At 35.3% G+C, this 18,437-nt stretch carries 17 protein-coding genes; 6 read left to right on the top strand and 11 right to left on the bottom strand.

Going from position 1 to position 18,437, the window contains the following annotated elements:
• Window positions 1–4 precede the first annotated feature (4 nt).
• The 3 genes from argB to argH all read left to right on the top strand — a co-directional run bounded on the left by argB (window position 5) and on the right by argH (window position 3,389).
• Entirely contained in the window at window positions 5–799 is a 795-nt protein-coding gene (argB, locus tag ASG22_RS02200; protein ID WP_055979836.1) for an acetylglutamate kinase, read from the top strand.
• Window positions 774–1,856, top strand: a complete 1,083-nt coding sequence (locus tag ASG22_RS02195) for a M20 family metallo-hydrolase (RefSeq protein ID WP_055979834.1) — start codon at window positions 774–776, stop codon at window positions 1,854–1,856. Before argB ends, ASG22_RS02195 begins: the two co-directional genes overlap by 26 nt.
• 228 nt (window positions 1,857–2,084) lie before the next feature.
• Window positions 2,085–3,389, top strand: coding sequence for an argininosuccinate lyase (argH, locus tag ASG22_RS02190; RefSeq protein WP_055979832.1), 1,305 nt, complete (start codon window positions 2,085–2,087; stop codon window positions 3,387–3,389).
• Window positions 3,390–3,429: 40 nt separating this feature from the next.
• On the opposite strand, the gene ASG22_RS02185 is transcribed toward argH, so the two are convergent.
• Window positions 3,430–3,891, bottom strand: coding sequence for an Lrp/AsnC family transcriptional regulator (locus ASG22_RS02185; protein ID WP_055979823.1), 462 nt, complete (start codon window positions 3,889–3,891; stop codon window positions 3,430–3,432).
• A 246-nt stretch (window positions 3,892–4,137) separates the two neighbouring features.
• On the opposite strand from ASG22_RS02185, the gene ASG22_RS02180 reads away from it, so the two are divergent.
• From ASG22_RS02180 to carB, 3 genes are all read left to right on the top strand, one after another.
• Window positions 4,138–5,028: an aspartate carbamoyltransferase catalytic subunit gene (locus ASG22_RS02180; RefSeq protein WP_055979820.1), complete on the top strand. Its 891-nt coding sequence runs from the start codon at window positions 4,138–4,140 to the stop codon at window positions 5,026–5,028.
• 180 nt (window positions 5,029–5,208) lie between these two features.
• Window positions 5,209–6,285, top strand: a complete 1,077-nt coding sequence (locus ASG22_RS02175; protein WP_055979818.1) for a carbamoyl phosphate synthase small subunit — start codon at window positions 5,209–5,211, stop codon at window positions 6,283–6,285.
• Between the two features lie 138 nt (window positions 6,286–6,423).
• The gene (gene carB, locus ASG22_RS02170; protein ID WP_055979815.1) at window positions 6,424–9,606 is read left to right on the top strand and encodes a carbamoyl-phosphate synthase large subunit; all 3,183 of its coding nucleotides are present in this window, start codon (window positions 6,424–6,426) and stop codon (window positions 9,604–9,606) included.
• Between the two features lie 52 nt (window positions 9,607–9,658).
• Here carB and ASG22_RS02165 read toward each other — a convergent pair whose 3' ends face one another.
• From ASG22_RS02165 to ASG22_RS02120, 10 genes are all read right to left on the bottom strand, one after another.
• Complete coding sequence (locus tag ASG22_RS02165; RefSeq protein ID WP_055979812.1) at window positions 9,659–9,952, bottom strand: type II toxin-antitoxin system RelE/ParE family toxin; 294 nt, start codon at window positions 9,950–9,952, stop codon at window positions 9,659–9,661.
• Entirely contained in the window at window positions 9,942–10,172 is a 231-nt protein-coding gene (locus ASG22_RS02160; RefSeq protein ID WP_055979810.1) for a hypothetical protein, read from the bottom strand. The genes ASG22_RS02165 and ASG22_RS02160 overlap by 11 nt, the downstream gene beginning before the upstream one ends.
• A 57-nt stretch (window positions 10,173–10,229) precedes the next feature.
• Window positions 10,230–11,015 (bottom strand): SDR family oxidoreductase, encoded by a 786-nt coding sequence (locus ASG22_RS02155; RefSeq protein WP_055979806.1) that lies wholly within the window; start codon window positions 11,013–11,015, stop codon window positions 10,230–10,232.
• A 56-nt stretch (window positions 11,016–11,071) separates the two neighbouring features.
• Window positions 11,072–11,896, bottom strand: a complete 825-nt coding sequence (locus tag ASG22_RS02150; protein ID WP_055979802.1) for an amidohydrolase family protein — start codon at window positions 11,894–11,896, stop codon at window positions 11,072–11,074.
• Window positions 11,897–11,923: 27 nt separating this feature from the next.
• On the bottom strand, window positions 11,924–12,253 hold the full coding sequence (locus ASG22_RS02145) for an L-rhamnose mutarotase (RefSeq protein ID WP_055979799.1): 330 nt from the start codon (window positions 12,251–12,253) through the stop codon (window positions 11,924–11,926).
• The gene (locus ASG22_RS02140) at window positions 12,250–13,101 is read right to left on the bottom strand and encodes a fumarylacetoacetate hydrolase family protein (RefSeq protein WP_055979796.1); all 852 of its coding nucleotides are present in this window, start codon (window positions 13,099–13,101) and stop codon (window positions 12,250–12,252) included. Before ASG22_RS02140 ends, ASG22_RS02145 begins: the two co-directional genes overlap by 4 nt.
• A 172-nt stretch (window positions 13,102–13,273) precedes the next feature.
• The gene (locus ASG22_RS02135) at window positions 13,274–14,038 is read right to left on the bottom strand and encodes an SDR family NAD(P)-dependent oxidoreductase (RefSeq protein ID WP_055979793.1); all 765 of its coding nucleotides are present in this window, start codon (window positions 14,036–14,038) and stop codon (window positions 13,274–13,276) included.
• Between the two features lie 123 nt (window positions 14,039–14,161).
• A complete protein-coding gene (locus ASG22_RS02130; protein WP_055979790.1) occupies window positions 14,162–15,802 on the bottom strand; it encodes a UxaA family hydrolase in 1,641 nt (546 codons plus the stop codon).
• Window positions 15,803–15,915: 113 nt separating this feature from the next.
• Window positions 15,916–17,196 (bottom strand): L-fucose:H+ symporter permease, encoded by a 1,281-nt coding sequence (gene fucP, locus ASG22_RS02125; RefSeq protein WP_055979787.1) that lies wholly within the window; start codon window positions 17,194–17,196, stop codon window positions 15,916–15,918.
• Window positions 17,197–17,476: 280 nt separating this feature from the next.
• A complete protein-coding gene (locus tag ASG22_RS02120) occupies window positions 17,477–18,325 on the bottom strand; it encodes a hypothetical protein (protein WP_055979784.1) in 849 nt (282 codons plus the stop codon).
• Between the last annotated feature and the right edge of the window lie 112 nt (window positions 18,326–18,437).

The following is an 18,437-nucleotide window of genomic DNA, read 5'->3' as shown; positions in this document are numbered from 1 at the left end:
AATCATGCAGGAAAAGCTTTTTGTTGTAAAAATCGGCGGTGCTTTAATTGATGATGAGGAATTGTTAAACGAATTTCTGGAGCAGTTTTCTGAAATTAAAGAAAAGAAAATTTTAGTTCACGGAGGCGGAAAGTTAGCCACCACATTGGCTGATAAATTAGGCGTTGAACAAAAAATGATCAACGGACGAAGAATTACAGATAAAGAAACTTTAGATATTGTGGCGATGGTGTATGCAGGAGGAATCAACAAAAATATTGTAGCCAAACTTCAGCATAAAAAATGCAAAGCCATGGGTTTTTCCGGAGCTGATGCGAATTTAATTAAAGCTAAAAAAAGAGAAAACGCTGAAATTGATTTTGGATTTGTAGGAGATATTACGGAGAAGAGTGTACATAAAAAACTGATTTCAAAGTTGCTTAAACTTGAATTGGTTCCTGTGTTTTCGGCTATTACTCACGATAAAAAAGGACATCTTTTCAATACGAATGCGGATACAATTGCTTCGGTAATTGCTCAAGCGCTGTCTTCAAAATACGATGTTGAATTGTTGTATTGTTTTGATAAATCAGGAGTTTTGGAAGATGTCGAAAATCCTGAATCTGTTATTAAAAATATTTCTGAAGAAGAATTTTCAATCTTAAAAGAAGAAGGAAAACTTCATAAAGGAATTCTTCCCAAGCTGGAAAATGCTTTGGGAGCCGTAAAAAATAAAGTGAATAAAGTATTTTTAATTAAAGAAACCGAACTAAAAAACCATATAGAAAATCATCATGCAGGAACTGAAATCTGTTTATAGTAAAGAAAAATTACTGAATAATGCAGTAGAATTATTAAAAAAACTGATTGAAATTCCGTCATTCAGCAAAGATGAATTTAATACGTCTGTGGAAATTGAAAATTTTTTCAAAAAACACCAGATTCCTACAAAACGTTTTAAAAATAACATCTGGGCAGTGAATAAAAATTTTGATGTTTTCAAACCGTCAATTTTGCTGAATACGCATCATGATACCGTAAAACCGAACAAAGCATACACTTTAGATCCCTTTTTAGCGATTGAAAAAGACGGAAAATTATTCGGATTGGGAAGTAACGATGCGGGTGCTTCTTTGGTTTCGATGGCGCAGGTTTTTTTGCATTTTTTTGATAAAGAAGATTTAAAATATAATTTAGTGATTGCTTTGACGGCGGAGGAGGAGATTTCAGGGTTTGATGGGATCGAAGCTTTATTTCCTCAGCTTCCGAATGTGGAGCTCGCCATTGTAGGGGAACCAACGCAGATGAATCTGGCGATTGCCGAAAAAGGACTTTTGGTGATAGATGGGGAAATGAAAGGAACTCCTTCTCATGCCGCACATCCCAATAATGATAACTCGATTGTGAAATGTATGGAAGACTTGCAGAGTATTTTGAGCTTTAAATTTCCCAAAGTTTCAAATTATTTGGGTGAAGTTAAAATTACCTTGTCGGGAATTCATGCCGGAGTTCAGCATAATGTCGTTCCGGAATCATGTTCTTTTACGTTAGATGTTAGAGTTACGGATGAATATTCCAATCAGGAAGCATTTGAAATCATCCAATCGCAGATGAAATCAAATTTGACGGCAAGATCTTTCAGGCTAAATTCTTCAAAAATAGAAATGGAACATCCGTTTGTAGAAGCAGGATTAGAAATTGGAAGGACAACTTACGGTTCGCCAACTTCATCCGATCAGGCAATTATTCCATGTAAATCGGTGAAACTCGGTCCAGGTGACAGTACACGCTCCCACACCGCAGACGAATACATATATATAAAGGAAATAGAAGAGGGGATTGATGTTTATATTAAGATCCTTGAGAAAATCCTATAAATAAAACTAGGAAGCAGAGGCGTTAAGAAGAGTGAAATTTAGTCCGTTAAAAAATTCACATTGTTTGAAGCGCTACATTAATTTTGAACCGAAGAATAAGTTTTGAATTCACGCAAGTTTTGGGAATTTTAGGATTCAATTTCAATTTTTAGCCGGAGTTTCCATTCTTGAACTTTTGTTTCTTTTGCTTCAAGGCAAAAGAAAATTTTAAAATAAAAAAGAAATTTTATGAAAAAAATATGGCAAAAAGACGATAATGCCACAAATATATTAGTCAATAAATTTACAGTAGGAAAAGATCTTGATTTTGATGAACGTTTGGCAAAATACGATGTTAAAGGTTCTATGGCGCACTGTAAAATGTTAGCAGAAGTCGGAATTATTTCCAATGAAGAATCAATGCAAATGCTTTTTGTTTTGGAAGAAATTTTGGACGAAATAGAAAACGGAACTTTTAAAATTGATAAAAGTGCAGAAGATATTCACTCGCAGATTGAATCTATTCTAATTGAAAAATTAGGAGATACAGGAAAGAAAATTCATACGGCTCGTTCAAGAAACGATCAGGTTTTATTGGATATTAAACTCTATTTATTAGATGAAATCCGTGAAATTACTTCTTTGACAGATGAATTCTTTCAAATACTGATTAAATTAGCGGAAAAGTACAAAAATGTTCTGCTTCCGGGATATACCCATTTGCAGATTGCGATGCCTTCATCATTTGGATTGTGGTTCGGAGCTTATGCAGAAGCGTTATTGGATGATGTTGAAATGTTGTTTTCTGTGAAAAATATCATTAATAAAAATCCATTGGGTTCAGCGGCAGGTTATGGTTCATCTTTTCCTGTTGATCGTGAAAGTACAACGTCTCAATTAGGCTTTCAGTTGATGAATTATAATTCTGTTTATGCTCAAATGACGCGTGGAAAGTCTGAAAAAATGTTAGCAATGGCAATGGCAACTTTGGCGGGAACTTTAAGCAAATTTTCTTACGATGTTTGTCTGTATTTAAGTCAGAATTTTGATTTTATAAGTTTTCCTAAAGAATTTACCACGGGAAGCAGCATTATGCCACACAAGAAAAATCCAGATATTTTTGAGTTGGTTCGTGCACGTTGCAACAGAATTCAATCCTTACCGAATGAGTTTATTTTGTTGACCAACAATCTTCCTTCAGGCTATCACCGAGACATGCAGTTGACGAAAGAAGTTCTTTTCCCCGCAATTGATTCTTTGAAAGAATGTTTGGAGATTTTAAGTTATACATTACCCAATATTCAGGTAAAAGATGGGATTCTTGAAGATGAAAAATACAAATATCTTTTCAGTGTTGAAAAAATAAATGAAGAGGTGAAAAACGGAAGTTCATTCCGAGATGCCTATGTAAAAGTAGGGCAGGAGATTGAAAATCATGAGTTTGAGTTTAAGATTGGAAATCTAAAGCATACACATCAGGGAAGCATCGGAAATCTTTGTCTGGATAAAATAGAATATCAGTTTAATAAATTGAAAAATAAGTTGATGGGGTAATTGCTGTGAGTTTAAACCCTTAATTTTTTAATGGTTCAGCTTAATCTAAATCAATTTTAAACTTTGTAGATTTCTTTACCTCGTGAAGCACGATAGAACTGTGGTACTGCCCGATATTAGGAATATTTGAAATCACATTCACAGTAAAATCATTGTAAGAATTAATATCTTTGGCGATAATTTTCAGCATATAATCATATTCTCCGGAAAGACTGATAATTTCCTGAACTTCATCATGTTGCATAATATTTTTCTCGAAAGTTTCCAGCACTTTTTTGGATTGCTCTTTCAGACGGACATTGCAGTACACAACAATATTTAAACCTAATTTTTCACGATTTAGAAGACCAACATATTTTTCAATAATTCCCTGTTTCTCCAATTGTTTGATACGTTCATACGTTGGAGTAAAGGTAAGACCAATCTTTTCTGAAATTTCTTTTACAGAATGCGTAGAGTCTTCCTGAATGATACTGAGAATCATTTTGTCTTTTAAATCCATATAAAAATAAGCTTGAGTTTGAAACAAAAATAGTATTTAAAAATTAAAATATGGTATGATTATTTTTTTTTAGCCAAATCAAATTTTGGTTTTGTCAATTCAATGAAATGTTATATCTTTGCACCTAATGAATAACACAGTATTTATATCATTAGAATTACCGGGCGTAGACGCCCTTTACGATATTTATTTATATTAAGCGAAGATGTTTCTTCGCTTTTTTTTTTGTAAAAAAATTAAAATATTATGTTTACGATTACAGAACTAAGCACCGAGAGAATCAACAGTATAGTAACAGAAGCATTAGCTTTTGCAAACGGAAAAACTGCTAAAATAGAAGGAGAAGTTTTTTGTTCCAATCTTTTCTTCGAAGACAGTACAAGAACAAAAACAAGTTTTGATATTGCCGAAAGAAAATTAGGCTTGCAAGTTGTTCCTTTTGATGCTTCCAACAGTTCCGTAAACAAAGGAGAAAGTTTATATGACACGGTAAAAACGATTGAAAGTCTTGGAGTAAATCTGGTCGTAATCAGAGATAAAAAAGACAGATATTTTGATGAATTAAATAATATCAACATTCCTGTCATCAACGGAGGCGACGGAACGGGAAATCATCCATCTCAATGTATGTTGGATTTATTAACGATCTATCAGGAATTCGGAAAATTTGAAGGCTTGAAAGTGGGAATCGTTGGAGATGTAAAACACAGCCGGGTCGCCAATTCAAATGCAGAAGCATTAAGAAGATTAGGCGCAAAAGTATATTTTTCAGGACCAGAACAGTGGTTTGACGAAGGCGCTTTAATTAACGGAACTTATCTTTCAGTAGATGAATTGATTAAAGATGTAGATGTTTTAATGTTATTAAGAATTCAACACGAAAGACACGATGCAAAAATGAGTTTCTCCGCTTCGGATTACCACAGAAAATATGGTTTGACGAAAGAAAGAGAAAAAGCTATGAAAAAAGAAGCCATCATTATGCATCCGGCTCCAATCAACAGAGGAGTTGAAATTGACACAGACTTGGTAGAATGCGAACGTTCACGAGTTTTCAAACAAATGCAGAACGGTGTTTTCGCAAGAATGGCAATTTTAAAAGAAGCCCTGGAAAAAGAAGGGTATACTTTTAAATAAACGAGATACGGGTTTAAGAGTTAAATGAAAACCAACCGCAAATTCCCCTCCTCTGGAGGGGTGGCGAAAATTCAAAGAATTTTTGACGGGGTGGTTAAAAAGTAAAATAGAAAGAAATAAAAATAACAGAATGAAGAAGTCTAACTTCTAATTTCTAAAATCTAATATCTAATTTAAAAAATGAAGAAAAAGTTAATACTAGAATCCGGTGAAGTGTTTCATGGAGAAGGTTTCGGAACAGAATTGGAAACTGCAGGAGAGGTGGTTTTCAATACCGGAATGACAGGGTACCAGGAACTGATTTCTGACCCGTCATATTGCGGTCAGATTGTTTGTATGACTTATCCGCTGATCGGAAACTATGGGATTAATAGAGATGATTATGAGAGTATTGAGCCGGCTATCAAAGGACTTATTGTAAAAGAACTCTGTGATTTGCCTTCCAATTTCCGTACTCAGATTACTTTAGATGAATTATTTAAAAAGAAAAAACTTTCAGGAATTTCTGGAATTGATACAAGAAGACTGACAAGAATTCTTCGTAATTCAGGAGTGGTGAAAGGAAAAATTGTAAATGCTGAAGCTGATGAAAATGAAGTTGTTGCAGAATTAAAAGGTACAACTTTCCCAACCAATCAGGTGGAGCAGGTTTCTACAAAGACTTCGTATGCAAACCCAGGAAGAGGTTTGAAAGTTGTATTGGTAGATTTTGGTTCTAAATTAGGAATTATCAGAGAGTTATCTCAAAGAAACTGCGACATCACGGTTGTTTCTCATGACACAACTGCGGAAGAAATTTTGTTGATGGATCCGGATGGAATTATGTTGTCAAATGGTCCCGGAGATCCAGAAGACAATCAGCAGGCTTTAGAAATGATCCGTGGATTATTAGGAAAAGTTCCAATTTTCGGAATCTGTTTAGGGCACCAATTAATCGGTTTGGCTTGTGGAGCAAAAACTTTCAAGCTAAAATTCGGACACAGAGGAGGAAATCACCCGGTTTTAGATTTAGAAAAAAATAAAGTGGCAATTACTTCTCAGAATCACGGTTACGCAGTTGATCAGGAAAGTTTAAAAGATACAGATTTAATTGAAACGCACATCGCATTGAACGACAGAACAAACGAAGGCTTGAAACACAAGATTCACCCTTGTTTCTCAGTTCAGTATCACCCGGAAGCGAGTCCAGGTCCTGAAGATGCGAATTATTTGTTTGATGATTTCATTCAGTTAATGGAAGATTTCAAGAATAAATAAAACATTCAGTTTGTCATTCTGATTAAGGAAGAATCTCAGTAAATCTAGAATGATAATGTGTAAAAATTAAATCTAACTTAAGAATTAGTGCTAAAAGTCTGAAATCTGACATCTAGCATCTCATATCTAAATAAAAAAATGGCAAAACGTACAGATATAAAAACAATTTTAGTAATCGGTTCAGGACCTATAATCATCGGTCAGGCGGCAGAATTTGATTACGCAGGAACGCAGGCTTGTCTGTCTTTGAGAGAAGAAGGCTACAAAGTAATTTTGATTAATTCAAATCCTGCAACGATTATGACGGATGTTGAAATCGCAGACAAAGTCTACATCGAGCCGATTTCACTTCAATTCGTAAGTCATATCATCAGAAAAGAGCGTCCAGATGCACTTTTACCGACTCTTGGTGGACAAACCGGACTGAATATGGCGGTAGAATTGGAAAATTCAGGAATTCTTGAAGAATGTAAAGTTGAAGTGTTGGGAACGAAACTTTCAGCGATCAACAGAGCGGAGGATAGAGATTTGTTCCGTGAATTAATGAGAGAATTGAACGAACCGGTTCCTGAATCTGACATTGTAAATACGGTTGAAGGAGCATTAAATTTCGCTAACGAAATCGGGTATCCCGTAATCGTTCGCCCTGCTTTCACAATGGGTGGAACAGGTGGTGGAATTGCTTCTACAGAGGCTGAATTGAAGGAAATTGCTGAATTAGGATTAAAACACAGTCCTGTTACACAATGTCTGATTGAAAGATCAATCGCAGGTTTCAAAGAAATTGAGTACGAAGTAATGCGTGATGCAAACGACAACGCAATTGTAGTTTGTAACATGGAAAATATTGACCCGGTTGGGGTTCATACAGGAGATTCAATCGTTGTGGCGCCATCTCAGACACTTTCTGACAGAGAATATCAGCTGTTGAGAAATGCTTCATTAAAGATTATCAGAGCTTTAGGAATTGAAGGAGGATGTAACGTACAGTTGGCTTTAGACCCACATTCATTCGAATATTATATCATCGAGGTGAATCCTAGGGTTTCCCGTTCATCAGCTTTAGCTTCAAAAGCAACGGGGTATCCAATTGCGAAAATCGCTGCAAAAATTGCGGTTGGTTTGACTTTAGATGAAATCATGAATCCGGTTACGGGAACATCTTACGCTTGTTTCGAACCAGCTTTGGATTATGTGGTGACTAAATTCCCAAGATTCCCTTTCGATAAATTTGAAACGGCAGACAGAAGATTATCAACCCAAATGAAAGCAACGGGTGAAGTAATGGCCATTGGAAGAAATTTCGAAGAGTCTTTACAAAAAGCCATCCGTTCTCTTGAAACTGGAATCAAACATATCGGTTTAAAAACTAAACAGGCTGCAGCGCTTACAGCAGAAGAGATCGAAAGAAGAATCAGAGTTTGTGATGACGAAAGATTATTCATCATCGGAGATGCTTTAAGAAGAGGATACGACTGGGAACAAATCGTAGAATGGAGTAAAATCGATAAATTCTTCATCTGGAAAATCAAGAAATTAATTGATTTCGAAAAAGTTATCGCTGATAATAAATTCGACATTGAAACTTTAATTCAGGCTAAAAAATTAGGCTTCGCAGATATAAATATCGCGGTTCTTTGGGATGTAAAAGAACGTGAGATTTTCAACTTCAGAAAAGAAAACGGAATAATGCCGGTTTACAAAATGGTAGACACTTGCGCCGCAGAATTTGAATCTGAGACACCATATTTCTACGGAACTTACGAAGAGGAAAACGAATCTTTCGCTTCAGATAAAGAAAAAATTATCGTTTTAGGTTCTGGTCCAATCAGAATCGGGCAGGGCGTTGAGTTTGATTACGCAACGGTTCACTCAGTTTGGGCAATCAAAGAAATGGGGTATGAAGCGATTATAATCAATAATAATCCTGAAACAGTTTCAACAGATTTCTCCATTTCAGATAAATTATACTTCGAGCCTCTGACGGAAGAAGATGTAATGGACATCATCGAACTGGAAAAACCAAAAGGTGTTGTGGTACAGTTTGGCGGACAAACTGCGATTAATTTGGCTGATAAATTGGCAGCTCACGGTGTTCAGATTTTAGGAACGACATTAGAAGATCTAGACAGAGCCGAAAACAGAGATAAATTCGAAAAAGCCCTTCAGGAGATGGGAATTCCTCAGCCTTTAGGAAAAACTTCCACTTCAAAAGAAGAAGCAATAAAAATTGCCAACGAAATCGGATATCCGGTATTGGTTCGTCCAAGTTACGTTTTAGGAGGTAGAGCGATGGAAATTGTTTACACTGAAGCAGAATTAGCTCATTACATGGAGTTTGCGGTAGAAGCAAGTCCGGATCAGCCTGTTTTGGTTGACCGTTATATCACTGGAAAAGAAGTTGAAGTTGATGCAATTTGCGATGGCGAAACAGTGATTATTCCGGGAATTATGGAACATATCGAAAGAGCTGGAGTTCACTCGGGAGACTCGATTGCGGTGTATCCTACACAGAATGTTTCTCAGGCAGAAATCGAAACCTTGGTTGATTACACACAGAGATTAGCTAAAGGATTGAATGTGATAGGTTTAATGAATATTCAGTACGTTCTTTTCGAAGGAAATGTATATGTAATTGAAGTAAATCCGCGTTCATCGAGAACGGTTCCTTTCTTGTCTAAAATCACTGATGTTCCGATGGCAAATTTAGCTACAAAAGCTATTTTAGGTCAAAAGCTTGAAGATTTAGGCTACAAAAACGGACTGGTTCCAGTAAAAGAAGGAGTTTTCGTAAAAGTTCCCGTATTTTCATTCTCAAAATTAACGAAAGTTGACATCACTTTAGGCCCTGAAATGAAGTCTACAGGTGAAGTAATGGGGAAAGATACTACCCTTGAAAAAGCTTTATACAAAGGTTTGGTTGCAGCTGGAATGAAGGTTCCGATGCACGGTTCAATTTTGTTCACGGTTGCTGATAAACATAAGCAGGAAGCTGCTGATTTGGCGGCGAGATTCCATGAAGTTGGTTTCAGAATCTGGGCAACGGAAGGAACTGCAAAATTCTTCGCTGAACAAGGTATTCCTTGCAAAATAGGTTACAAAATCGGAGAGGAAAGCGTCAACCTGATTGATTTGATTCAAAAAGGAAAAGTTCAGTACGTTGTGAACACGACTACGAAAGGAAAACAAGCCGAAAGAGACGGTTTCCAGATCAGAAGAATGAGTGTAGAAAACGGTGTTCCTTGTTTAACATCAATGGATACGGTAGAAGCAATCTTGAAAGTGATTGAAAGCATGAGCTTTAAGATGGAAACGATGTAGTTTTCGAATTGAGATAAAGTAATAAAAGCGGGAGATTTTTTCTTCCGCTTTTTTATGAATATTTTTCTGGATTCTGTGAGGTGTGAAAAACCCTTGTAATAACAATGATTTTAGCAATTTTATCGATTGTATAAAATATCAGAAAGGGATATTTCTTCATTAACTTTCCATGAAAACCCTCAAACCAAATTTTAAAATAGGGATTTTTGGAAATCGTTCCTAAATTAGATTTAAAATCTTTGAAAAATTGATCAGCAACTTTTTGAGTGACTTTAGTTTTATAGTAAAGATAAGAATGCTCAACATCTGCTTTTGCTTCTTCAGAGATGATGATCTTAAATTTCATATTTTGAACTCATTTCATTAAGAAAAGTGTCAATTTCTGTATGTTGTTCGTAAGATCTTTTTTTTATTTCTTGAAGACTTTTTTTTTGCTCATCGGAAAGCTCAAAATCAGTGTTTTCTTCTTCTAAAATTCCTTCAATATAACCTAAAATTCTCTCCAAAATATTTTCTGGAGCTTCTTTAAGAATTTTATTGATGCTTTTTAATGTGGCAGATTCCATCTTTTTTTGTTTTAAACAAATTTATAAATTTATTTGAATTTAATAAAATTATACTTTTCATAATCCCAAACTCCTATCCAAATGCACATACCCACCATCCACATGAATCAGCTGTCCTGTGGTATGTGAAGATTTTTCAGATAAAAGAAATGTAGCCATATTCGCAATTTCTTCCGAAGTTGTCATTCTGTTTTCAAAAGGAATTTTTGAAGTAATACTTTTCAGTTTTTCCTCAGGATTTTCAAAAGTAGAAATCCATGATTGATAGAGGGGAGTCCATGCTTCTGCAACGATAATCGCATTCACGCGGATGCCGTAAGGTAAAAGTTCGACGGCCCATTCTCTTGTTAAGGCATTTCTGGCACCGTTTGAAGCGGCATAACCTGACGTTCCGCCTTGTCCGGTTTCTGCAGTTTTGCTTCCGATATTTAAAATCGAACCTTTACTTTCTTTGAGATAGGGAAGCGCATGATGTACCAAAAGATAATAATGCACCACATTTTTGTGATACGATTCTAAAAATTTTTCATAAGAGCCGTTTTCCAAACTAACACCATCGTTTACACCGGCATTGTTGACGATTCCATCAATTATCTCGTATTTTTTTATGACTTCATCAATGGCTTTTTTACATTCTTCGGGTTGAGAAAGTTCGGCGGTCACAAAATCTGCTTTTCCTCTGTGATCTATAATTTCCTGAACGGCTTTTTTGTTGTCATTTTCGTTTCTCCCGATAATTATGGGAAACGCTTTTTCTTCGGCTAAAGTTTTCACGATAGCGTTTCCGATACCTTTTGCACCGCCGCTTACGATGATGATTTTGTTATCTAAATTTAAGTTCATATTTTGAATATATGTTCTTTTAATTATAAGTTTAATTCTTAATGCTAAAAAAATAATTATAAGTTGTAAAACTTCACTGCATTTCCAGAGTAAAAAAGTTCCTGTTCCTCTTTGGAAAACTGATTGACATATTTTGAAATCAATTCCAGCCACAGCGGATAATTTCCTCCTAACAGCATCACGGGCCAATCGCTTCCGAACACTGTTCGATCAATTCCAAATTGAGAAAAAACAAAATCCAGAATTTCAAAAATTGATTTTTCATTGATCGTATTCAAATTTCCTTGCGTTAAAAGTCCTGAAACTTTGCAGTAAACATTAGGATTTTTCGCCAGTTCTGAAATATTTGCTTTCCAATCTTTTAAATCATTTGTAGTCAAATTTGGTTTTCCGCAATGGTCTAAAATAAAAGGTTTATTTGGTAATTTCTCAGAAAATTTAACCGCATCCGAAAGTTGATGTTGTCTCAATAAAATATCGAAAGTATAGCCATAATGATGAAGTTTAGATATTCCCTCAAGTATATTTTTTTGTAATAAAAAACCAATTTTTTCACTTTCAACGATATGTCGGAATCCCTTGATTATTTTAGCTGACTGATAGTTTTCAAGTTTTTCTTCCAATTTTTCAGAAGTCAAATCAATCCAACCGACAATGCCTTTGATGAAAGAATTTTCTTTAGCTAAATTCAACAAAAAAGAAGTTTCTTCATCACTTTGATCAGCCTGAACGGCAATGCAGCCATCAATTTGATTTTCATTAAGATATAGTGAAAAATCTTCAGGAAGAAAATCTCTTCGGATAGCGTTCATGTTTTCCGTAATCCAAGCATCACGAATTGGATTAAACTTCCAAAAATGAACGTGAGAATCAATAATCATTTGGTTCAGGTTTTTATGAAATGAAATTTACAATGAAAATACTTTATCCATCAACTGCCACTTTTCTCCCGGCTTCGAATTGGGCAGCTGTTGCTGAAATTTTGACATCAATTGTTCCCATTCCTGAACTTTCGGATTATTATTATCCATTTCTTTTTTTGTTTCAAAAGAAAAATTTTCATCAGTCTCGATAATCATTATCAATCGATTTTGAACACGATAAATTTCCATGTTTTGAATTCCCGAATCCGAAAGACTTTGCTTGATTTCAGGCCACACGTTTTCGTGATATCTTTCGTATTCTGCGATCAATTTTGGATCATCGACCATATCAAGGGCTAAACAATATTTTTTCATTCTCCGTATGCTTTTACTTTTTGTGTGCTGCTTCCCAAACCGTCAATTCCCAACTCCACGACGTCTCCCGGTTTCAGATACCAAGGCTCAGGTTTTTGTCCCAAACCAACACCAGCAGGCGTTCCCGTCGTAATCACATCACCCGGAAGCAAAGTCATAAACTGACTGATATAGCTCACAACAAAAGGGATATTGAAAATAAGGTTAGAGGTGTTTCCATCCTGTAAAATTTCTCCATTCACTTTTAGCCACAAACGCAAATTATGAACATCTTCAATCTCATCGGGTGTCGCAATGAAAGGTCCAATCGGCGCAAACGTATCACAGCTTTTTCCTTTTACCCATTGTCCGTTCCTTTCCAGCTGAAATTCTCTTTCACTATAATCGTTGTGCAAAACGTATCCTGCAATATGTTCCAATGCATTTTCTTCTGAAACATAACTCGCTTTTTTCCCAATAACAACGGCTAATTCAACTTCCCAGTCGGTTTTTACGCTGTTTTTAGGAATAATCAAATCATCATTCGGACCAACAATGGCTGAAGTCGCTTTAAAAAACAGAATCGGTTCCTGCGGAATTGGAGCGTTAGTTTCGGCAGCATGGTCTTTATAATTTAAGCCCACACAAATGATTTTCGAAGGTCTCGCCAACGGGGCTCCCAATCTTTCATCCTGAGAAACTTCAGGTAGATTTTGAGTATTGATTTCCGATTTTAAATTTTCAACAGCATCACCCGAAAAGAAGTTTTCATCATAGTCCTTCACCAGATGAGAAACATCATATCTTTTATCATTGATAATTACACCAGGTTTTTCCTGTCCTGGTTTTCCGAATTTTATTAATTTCATATTATTTTTTATTTTTTAGAATCTACATTTTTATTTGAAGCTATTCCCGCTATCCACTATATCTTTTTTGGGTTTGTCTCCGCTGCGCTGCGCCAATCCTAAAAAAGGATGCCGTTTCTATCGGGGCTAGGGTAGTGTAGTTCAATCAAAAGTTTAGATTAATTTACAAATTTTAATTATTTAAAGTAGTAAATCCACCATCGATAGGATAATCTACACCTGTAATAAATGATGCTTCGTCACTGCATAAATAAAGTGCCAAAGAAGCTACTTCCTCCGGCTGAGCCATTCTGCCAATCGGTTGTGTTTTAGATAATTTATCAAACATTTCTTCGATATTATCAGGATAATTATTCTTTAAAAATCCATCTACAAAAGGTGTATGTACACGAGCCGGGGAAATCGAATTACAACGGATATTTTCACCAATATAATCTTTGGCAACACTCATCGTCATTGCTTTTACCGCACCTTTTGCCGTACTGTACGCAAAACGGTCAGGAATTCCAACCAATGCTGCAATCGAAGCCATATTAATAATGACACCGCCACCAGACTTTCTGATTTGTGGAATTGCTGCAAATAAGCAGTTGTACACTCCTTTGATGTTGACATTATAAATTCTGTCAAAATCCTCTTCAGAAGTGGTATCTGCTTTTCCGATGTGGGCAATTCCTGCATTGTTGACAAGAATATTGATTGCACCAATTTGATCAAAAACGGCTACGACATCTTTTTGTTTTGATACATCACAAGCATAAATTTTAGCAGTTCCACCTGATGACTGTATTTTTTCTAGCGTTTCCTGTCCGTTCTGTTCTGTAATTTCAAGAATGTGAACTTCTGCACCATTTTTTGCAAGCTGAATGGCAATTGCCTGCCCGATTCCGCTTCCTCCACCTGTTACAACGGCTTTTTTATTTTTTAATGAAAACATTTTTATAATTGTTGTTTAAATTTTTATATATTTTTTGACGCAAAGGACACTAAGATTTTCTTATTATAATACCTAACTAATTAGTATTGAACATGGCTCTTTTACTTTTTACTTAAAATTTACTTATAAACTCACTCCTCTTTTCCAGGGAATAAAATCATCCTGATTTAAAGCAACTGCTTTAGGAATAATATTTCCGCTCGCAACTTCAATACAGAAATCCAGAATATCTTCACCCATTTGCTGAATGGTTTTTTCACCCCTTACGATTGCACCTGTATCAATATCGATAATATCCGACATTTTCTCAGCTAAAACTGTATTCGTCGACACCTTTATTACAGGGCAAACCGGATTTCCTGTTGGTGTGCCCAAACCTGTTGTGAACAAAATTAAAGTTGCTCCGGACGCTGCTTTTCCTGTGGTTGCTTCAACGTCATTTCCAGGAGTACAAACAAGACTTAACCCGGGTTTAGTGGCAGGTTCTGTATAATCTAAAACGTCTACAACAGGTGAGGAACCTCCTTTTTTCGCGGCTCCGGCAGATTTTATGGCATCGGTAATTAATCCGTCTTTAATATTCCCCGGAGACGGATTCATATAAAATCCTGACCCGACGGCATGAGCCAATTCGTCGTATTCTGTCATTAATCTGATGAATTTTTCTGCAGTTGCCTGATCTACAGCTCTGTCGATTAATTCCTGTTCTGCTCCACACAGTTCAGGGAATTCTGCCAATAAAACTTTAGCTCCCAAAACAGAAAGAATATCCGCCAAATGTCCCACCGCAGGGTTCGCTGAAATTCCGCTGAAACCATCGCTTCCGCCACATTTTACCCCAACACAAAGTTTGCTTAGCGGTGCATCTTCACGCTCAATTGTATTGATTTCTAAAAGTCCTTTCAGCGTTTCAAAAATAGCATTCTTAATCATAGTTTCTTCACTTACCGCTTTTTGCTGTTCAAAAACAAGCAGAGGTTTAGAAAAATCAGGATTTCGGTTAAATAAATCTTTTTTAAAATTTTCAATTTGAAGATGCTGGCAACCCAAACTCAACAACGTAACTCCCGCAACATTGGGATGGTCTGCGTAAGAAGCCAACAATTTGCTGAGCGTATCTGCATCTTGTCTCGTTCCACCGCAACCACCTGTATGATTGAGAAATTTAATGCCATCTATATTTTTGAAAACTCTTTCTTTTTTAGGAATATTTGATGGTGAAAAATCAATTTCGTCCAAATTTTCACCTTTTGAAATAGCTTCTACTAATTGATGGGTGTAGCTTTTATATTTTTCGTCTACTGCATATCCTAATTCATTGTAAAGTGATTCTTTAATAATATCGAGATTACGGTTTTCACAGAAAACGGTAGGGATAAATAGCCAGTAATTAGCCGTTCCTACATCGCCATTCGGACGGTGGTATCCTTTAAATGTTTTGTGTAGAAATCTTGAAACATCAGGTTTTGTCCATTGGTAATCAACATCGCGATAATAAAATGGTTCGGCGGCGTGCTTTGTATTTTCAGTGGTCATGCGGGTTCCTGCTGCCAAGTCGTATTGAACCTTACCTACCAAAACGCCATACATAAAGATTTCGTCGCCTTGTTTCATGTCATTCATAAAGAATTTATGTTTGGCAGGAATTTCCTCTAAAGTAATGTAAGGAAGTCCTTCAAAAATGATTTCAGTGGCTGCTGGAATATTCTGCAAAGCGACCATAACATTGTCTTTATTGTTTATTTTTAAAATTAAATTGCTCATTTTTAGTTTTTGTTGTGTGCTTTTTAACGCAAAGTCCGCAAAGTTTTTTTAACTATTAATTGTTTTAAATCCGCAAAGGCATTTCTTTTAACGAAGAACACAAACGTATTTAATTATAATGAAGATTTTTTATTTCTGAATCTTAATGAAAACAGAAATACGATGATAAAACAGAGTAAAGGTACGATATAAGAAAAATGAATATTCCCAGATATATCTGTGATTTTACTTGCAATCGGCGGAATAATTGCACCTCCCACGATTGACATAATTAATAAACTTGATGCCGGTTTTGTCTCGGAACCTGCGCCTTCAATTCCTAAAGCAAAGATTGTCGGAAACATGATAGACATAAAGAAGGTAAGCCCTACAAGTGCATATAAAGTGGTGATTCCCGTTCCTGCAACGACATAAATGCTGAGAATAATGCTGATAATACTGTAGATTCTTAATAATTTTTGAGGTAGAATATATTTCATGAAAAAAGTTCCTGCAAAACGTCCGATCATGAATAAAAATCCTGCAACGCCTGCATAATATTTAGCTTCCTGACCTTTCATATTGATTGCATCTTCCGCGAAAACGAGCAGAAAACTGAAAATATAAATTTGGGCACCTATGTAAAAAAACTGTGCGAGAACTCCCCAACCTACATTTTTTACTCCCAAAACCTGTAGATAATTTTTTGTTGATTTTTCTTCGCTTTCAGTGACATCTGGTAATTTAATGAATAAAAATAAAATCATTACCAATAAAAGAATAAGCCCTAAAATAATATACGGACCTTTTACCAAAGCTGTTTCTGCTTGAATGTAGGCTATTTTAGCTGCTTGAGATAAAGTTGCTAGTTCTTCCTGCGATTTTGGTTCCTCAGCCAAAATAAAAATTCCGCCAATAATGGGAGCAATCGATGCTGCCAAACCGTTGAAAGATTGTGCGAAATTTAATCGTTGAGTTGCTTTTTCAGGTGGACCTAAAACTGTAATGTAAGGGTTGGCTGCCGTTTCAAGAATTGCCAATCCACAAGACAAAACAAATAAAGCTCCAAGAAAAAACGGGTAACTGACTGTATTTGCCGCAGGAACAAATAGAAAACAACCTGCCGCAAAGAAAAATAACCCGACTAAAATTCCAGTTTTGTAACCATATTTCTGAATGATGATTCCTGCCGGAATTGCCAATAAAAAATATGCTGCAAAAACTGATGAATCTACCAACGAAGCCTGAAAATGATTTAATTGGAAAGCACTTCGAAGATGTTTAATTAGGATTGGATCGAGGTTATGAATAAATCCCCAAAAGAAAAATAAACTCGTGATAAGAATTAATGGAAGACCATAATTTCTCTTTCTTGATAAAGAAGAAACTGAGCTTTCGGAGGGGATGTTGTTCATTGATCTGTTTATTTATAATTGATGATCTTTTTTGTTTAATGATGAAATGAGTCTATTATGTAGTGAATTTATTTAATTTCGTATTCACTTTACTTATTCAAAATTTAAACATTTAATGATTTTTAAATGTATAAAAAAATTATAAAATAAAAATTGAAGGAGCAGGATAGTACAAGATAGTTTAGTTATTATTCATATTTATTAAGGATTTGTTAACGTATTTTTAAATTAAAAAGGCTTCCCAAATGGAAAACCTTTTTTGTTGTTTGAAGAAAATTGTCTAAGTTGTTTTATAATAAGGCGCATTAAAATATTTGCTTTTCTGAATATAGACCCTGTTTCTGTCTGCATCAAAAATCCAGTTGAATCTTCTCAGCAGATCTGCTCCGAAATAATTTACTTTTTGAGTTTTAGGATCTCCTGCAAAAAATCCTGCGGTAACGTCTTTTAACACAAAATTGCCAATCTTCATAAAAGGCAAAATACCTTGTTTTGTTACAATACTTTGTCCGGCAGAGTTTTTCATGGTTTTTTCACCTGTTATTTTCAATTTTTTATCTAAATTTTTTGCGTTTGCAAATGTATTACTGTAAAGCAATCCACCGGAATATCCTGACTGTAGAAGAAAATAAACTTCCTGTTGCTGATTGTCAATCACATTGTCTGCAACGATGTAAAATTGTCCGTTTTCTGAAAATAAAGGCATCGTTTCATAGCCTTTTAGATCAGGCATTTTATCGTAGACGATGAATTGATTGTTGTTATAATCGATCTTAAACGTTTTTCCTTTAAAAATTCCGGTTCCGATTTTCCCGTCAGCTTCATGACCTGTCAATTCGTTATTGAAAAATCTGATGCCGTCATATTTTCTGTTTCCTATTTTTACAGTATTATCTTTGCTGACGTCATTTTTAAATAGAATATGATCTGCTTTTCTTTTTCGTTCTGGAGAAATTGATGCATCTTCCATGGCGATTTGAAACATAAGATCCAGAGAGTCTGTATCATTTATTAAAGTTTTTATGATGATATTATTGTGTTTTGTGAGTCGAAAAGGAATCTTTTCCTGAGCTTTGACAACTAAAGAAATGAACATTAAACAAAGTAATAAAATTGATTTTTTAATCATTGGTTATTCTTTTAGCCTTTAAATTTACCGTTATTTTTGAGACAGATTTACAAAAGAAAATAAATTTTAGAGTTTGCTAAAGAAGAAATTCTAATATTTAATGTAGTTAATT

This window comes from Chryseobacterium sp. Leaf405 (genome assembly GCF_001425355.1).
Lineage (GTDB): Bacteria > Bacteroidota > Bacteroidia > Flavobacteriales > Weeksellaceae > Chryseobacterium.
The sequence above is the reverse complement of the archived record's forward strand: the minus strand, read 5'-3'. Positions and strand labels throughout refer to the sequence as shown.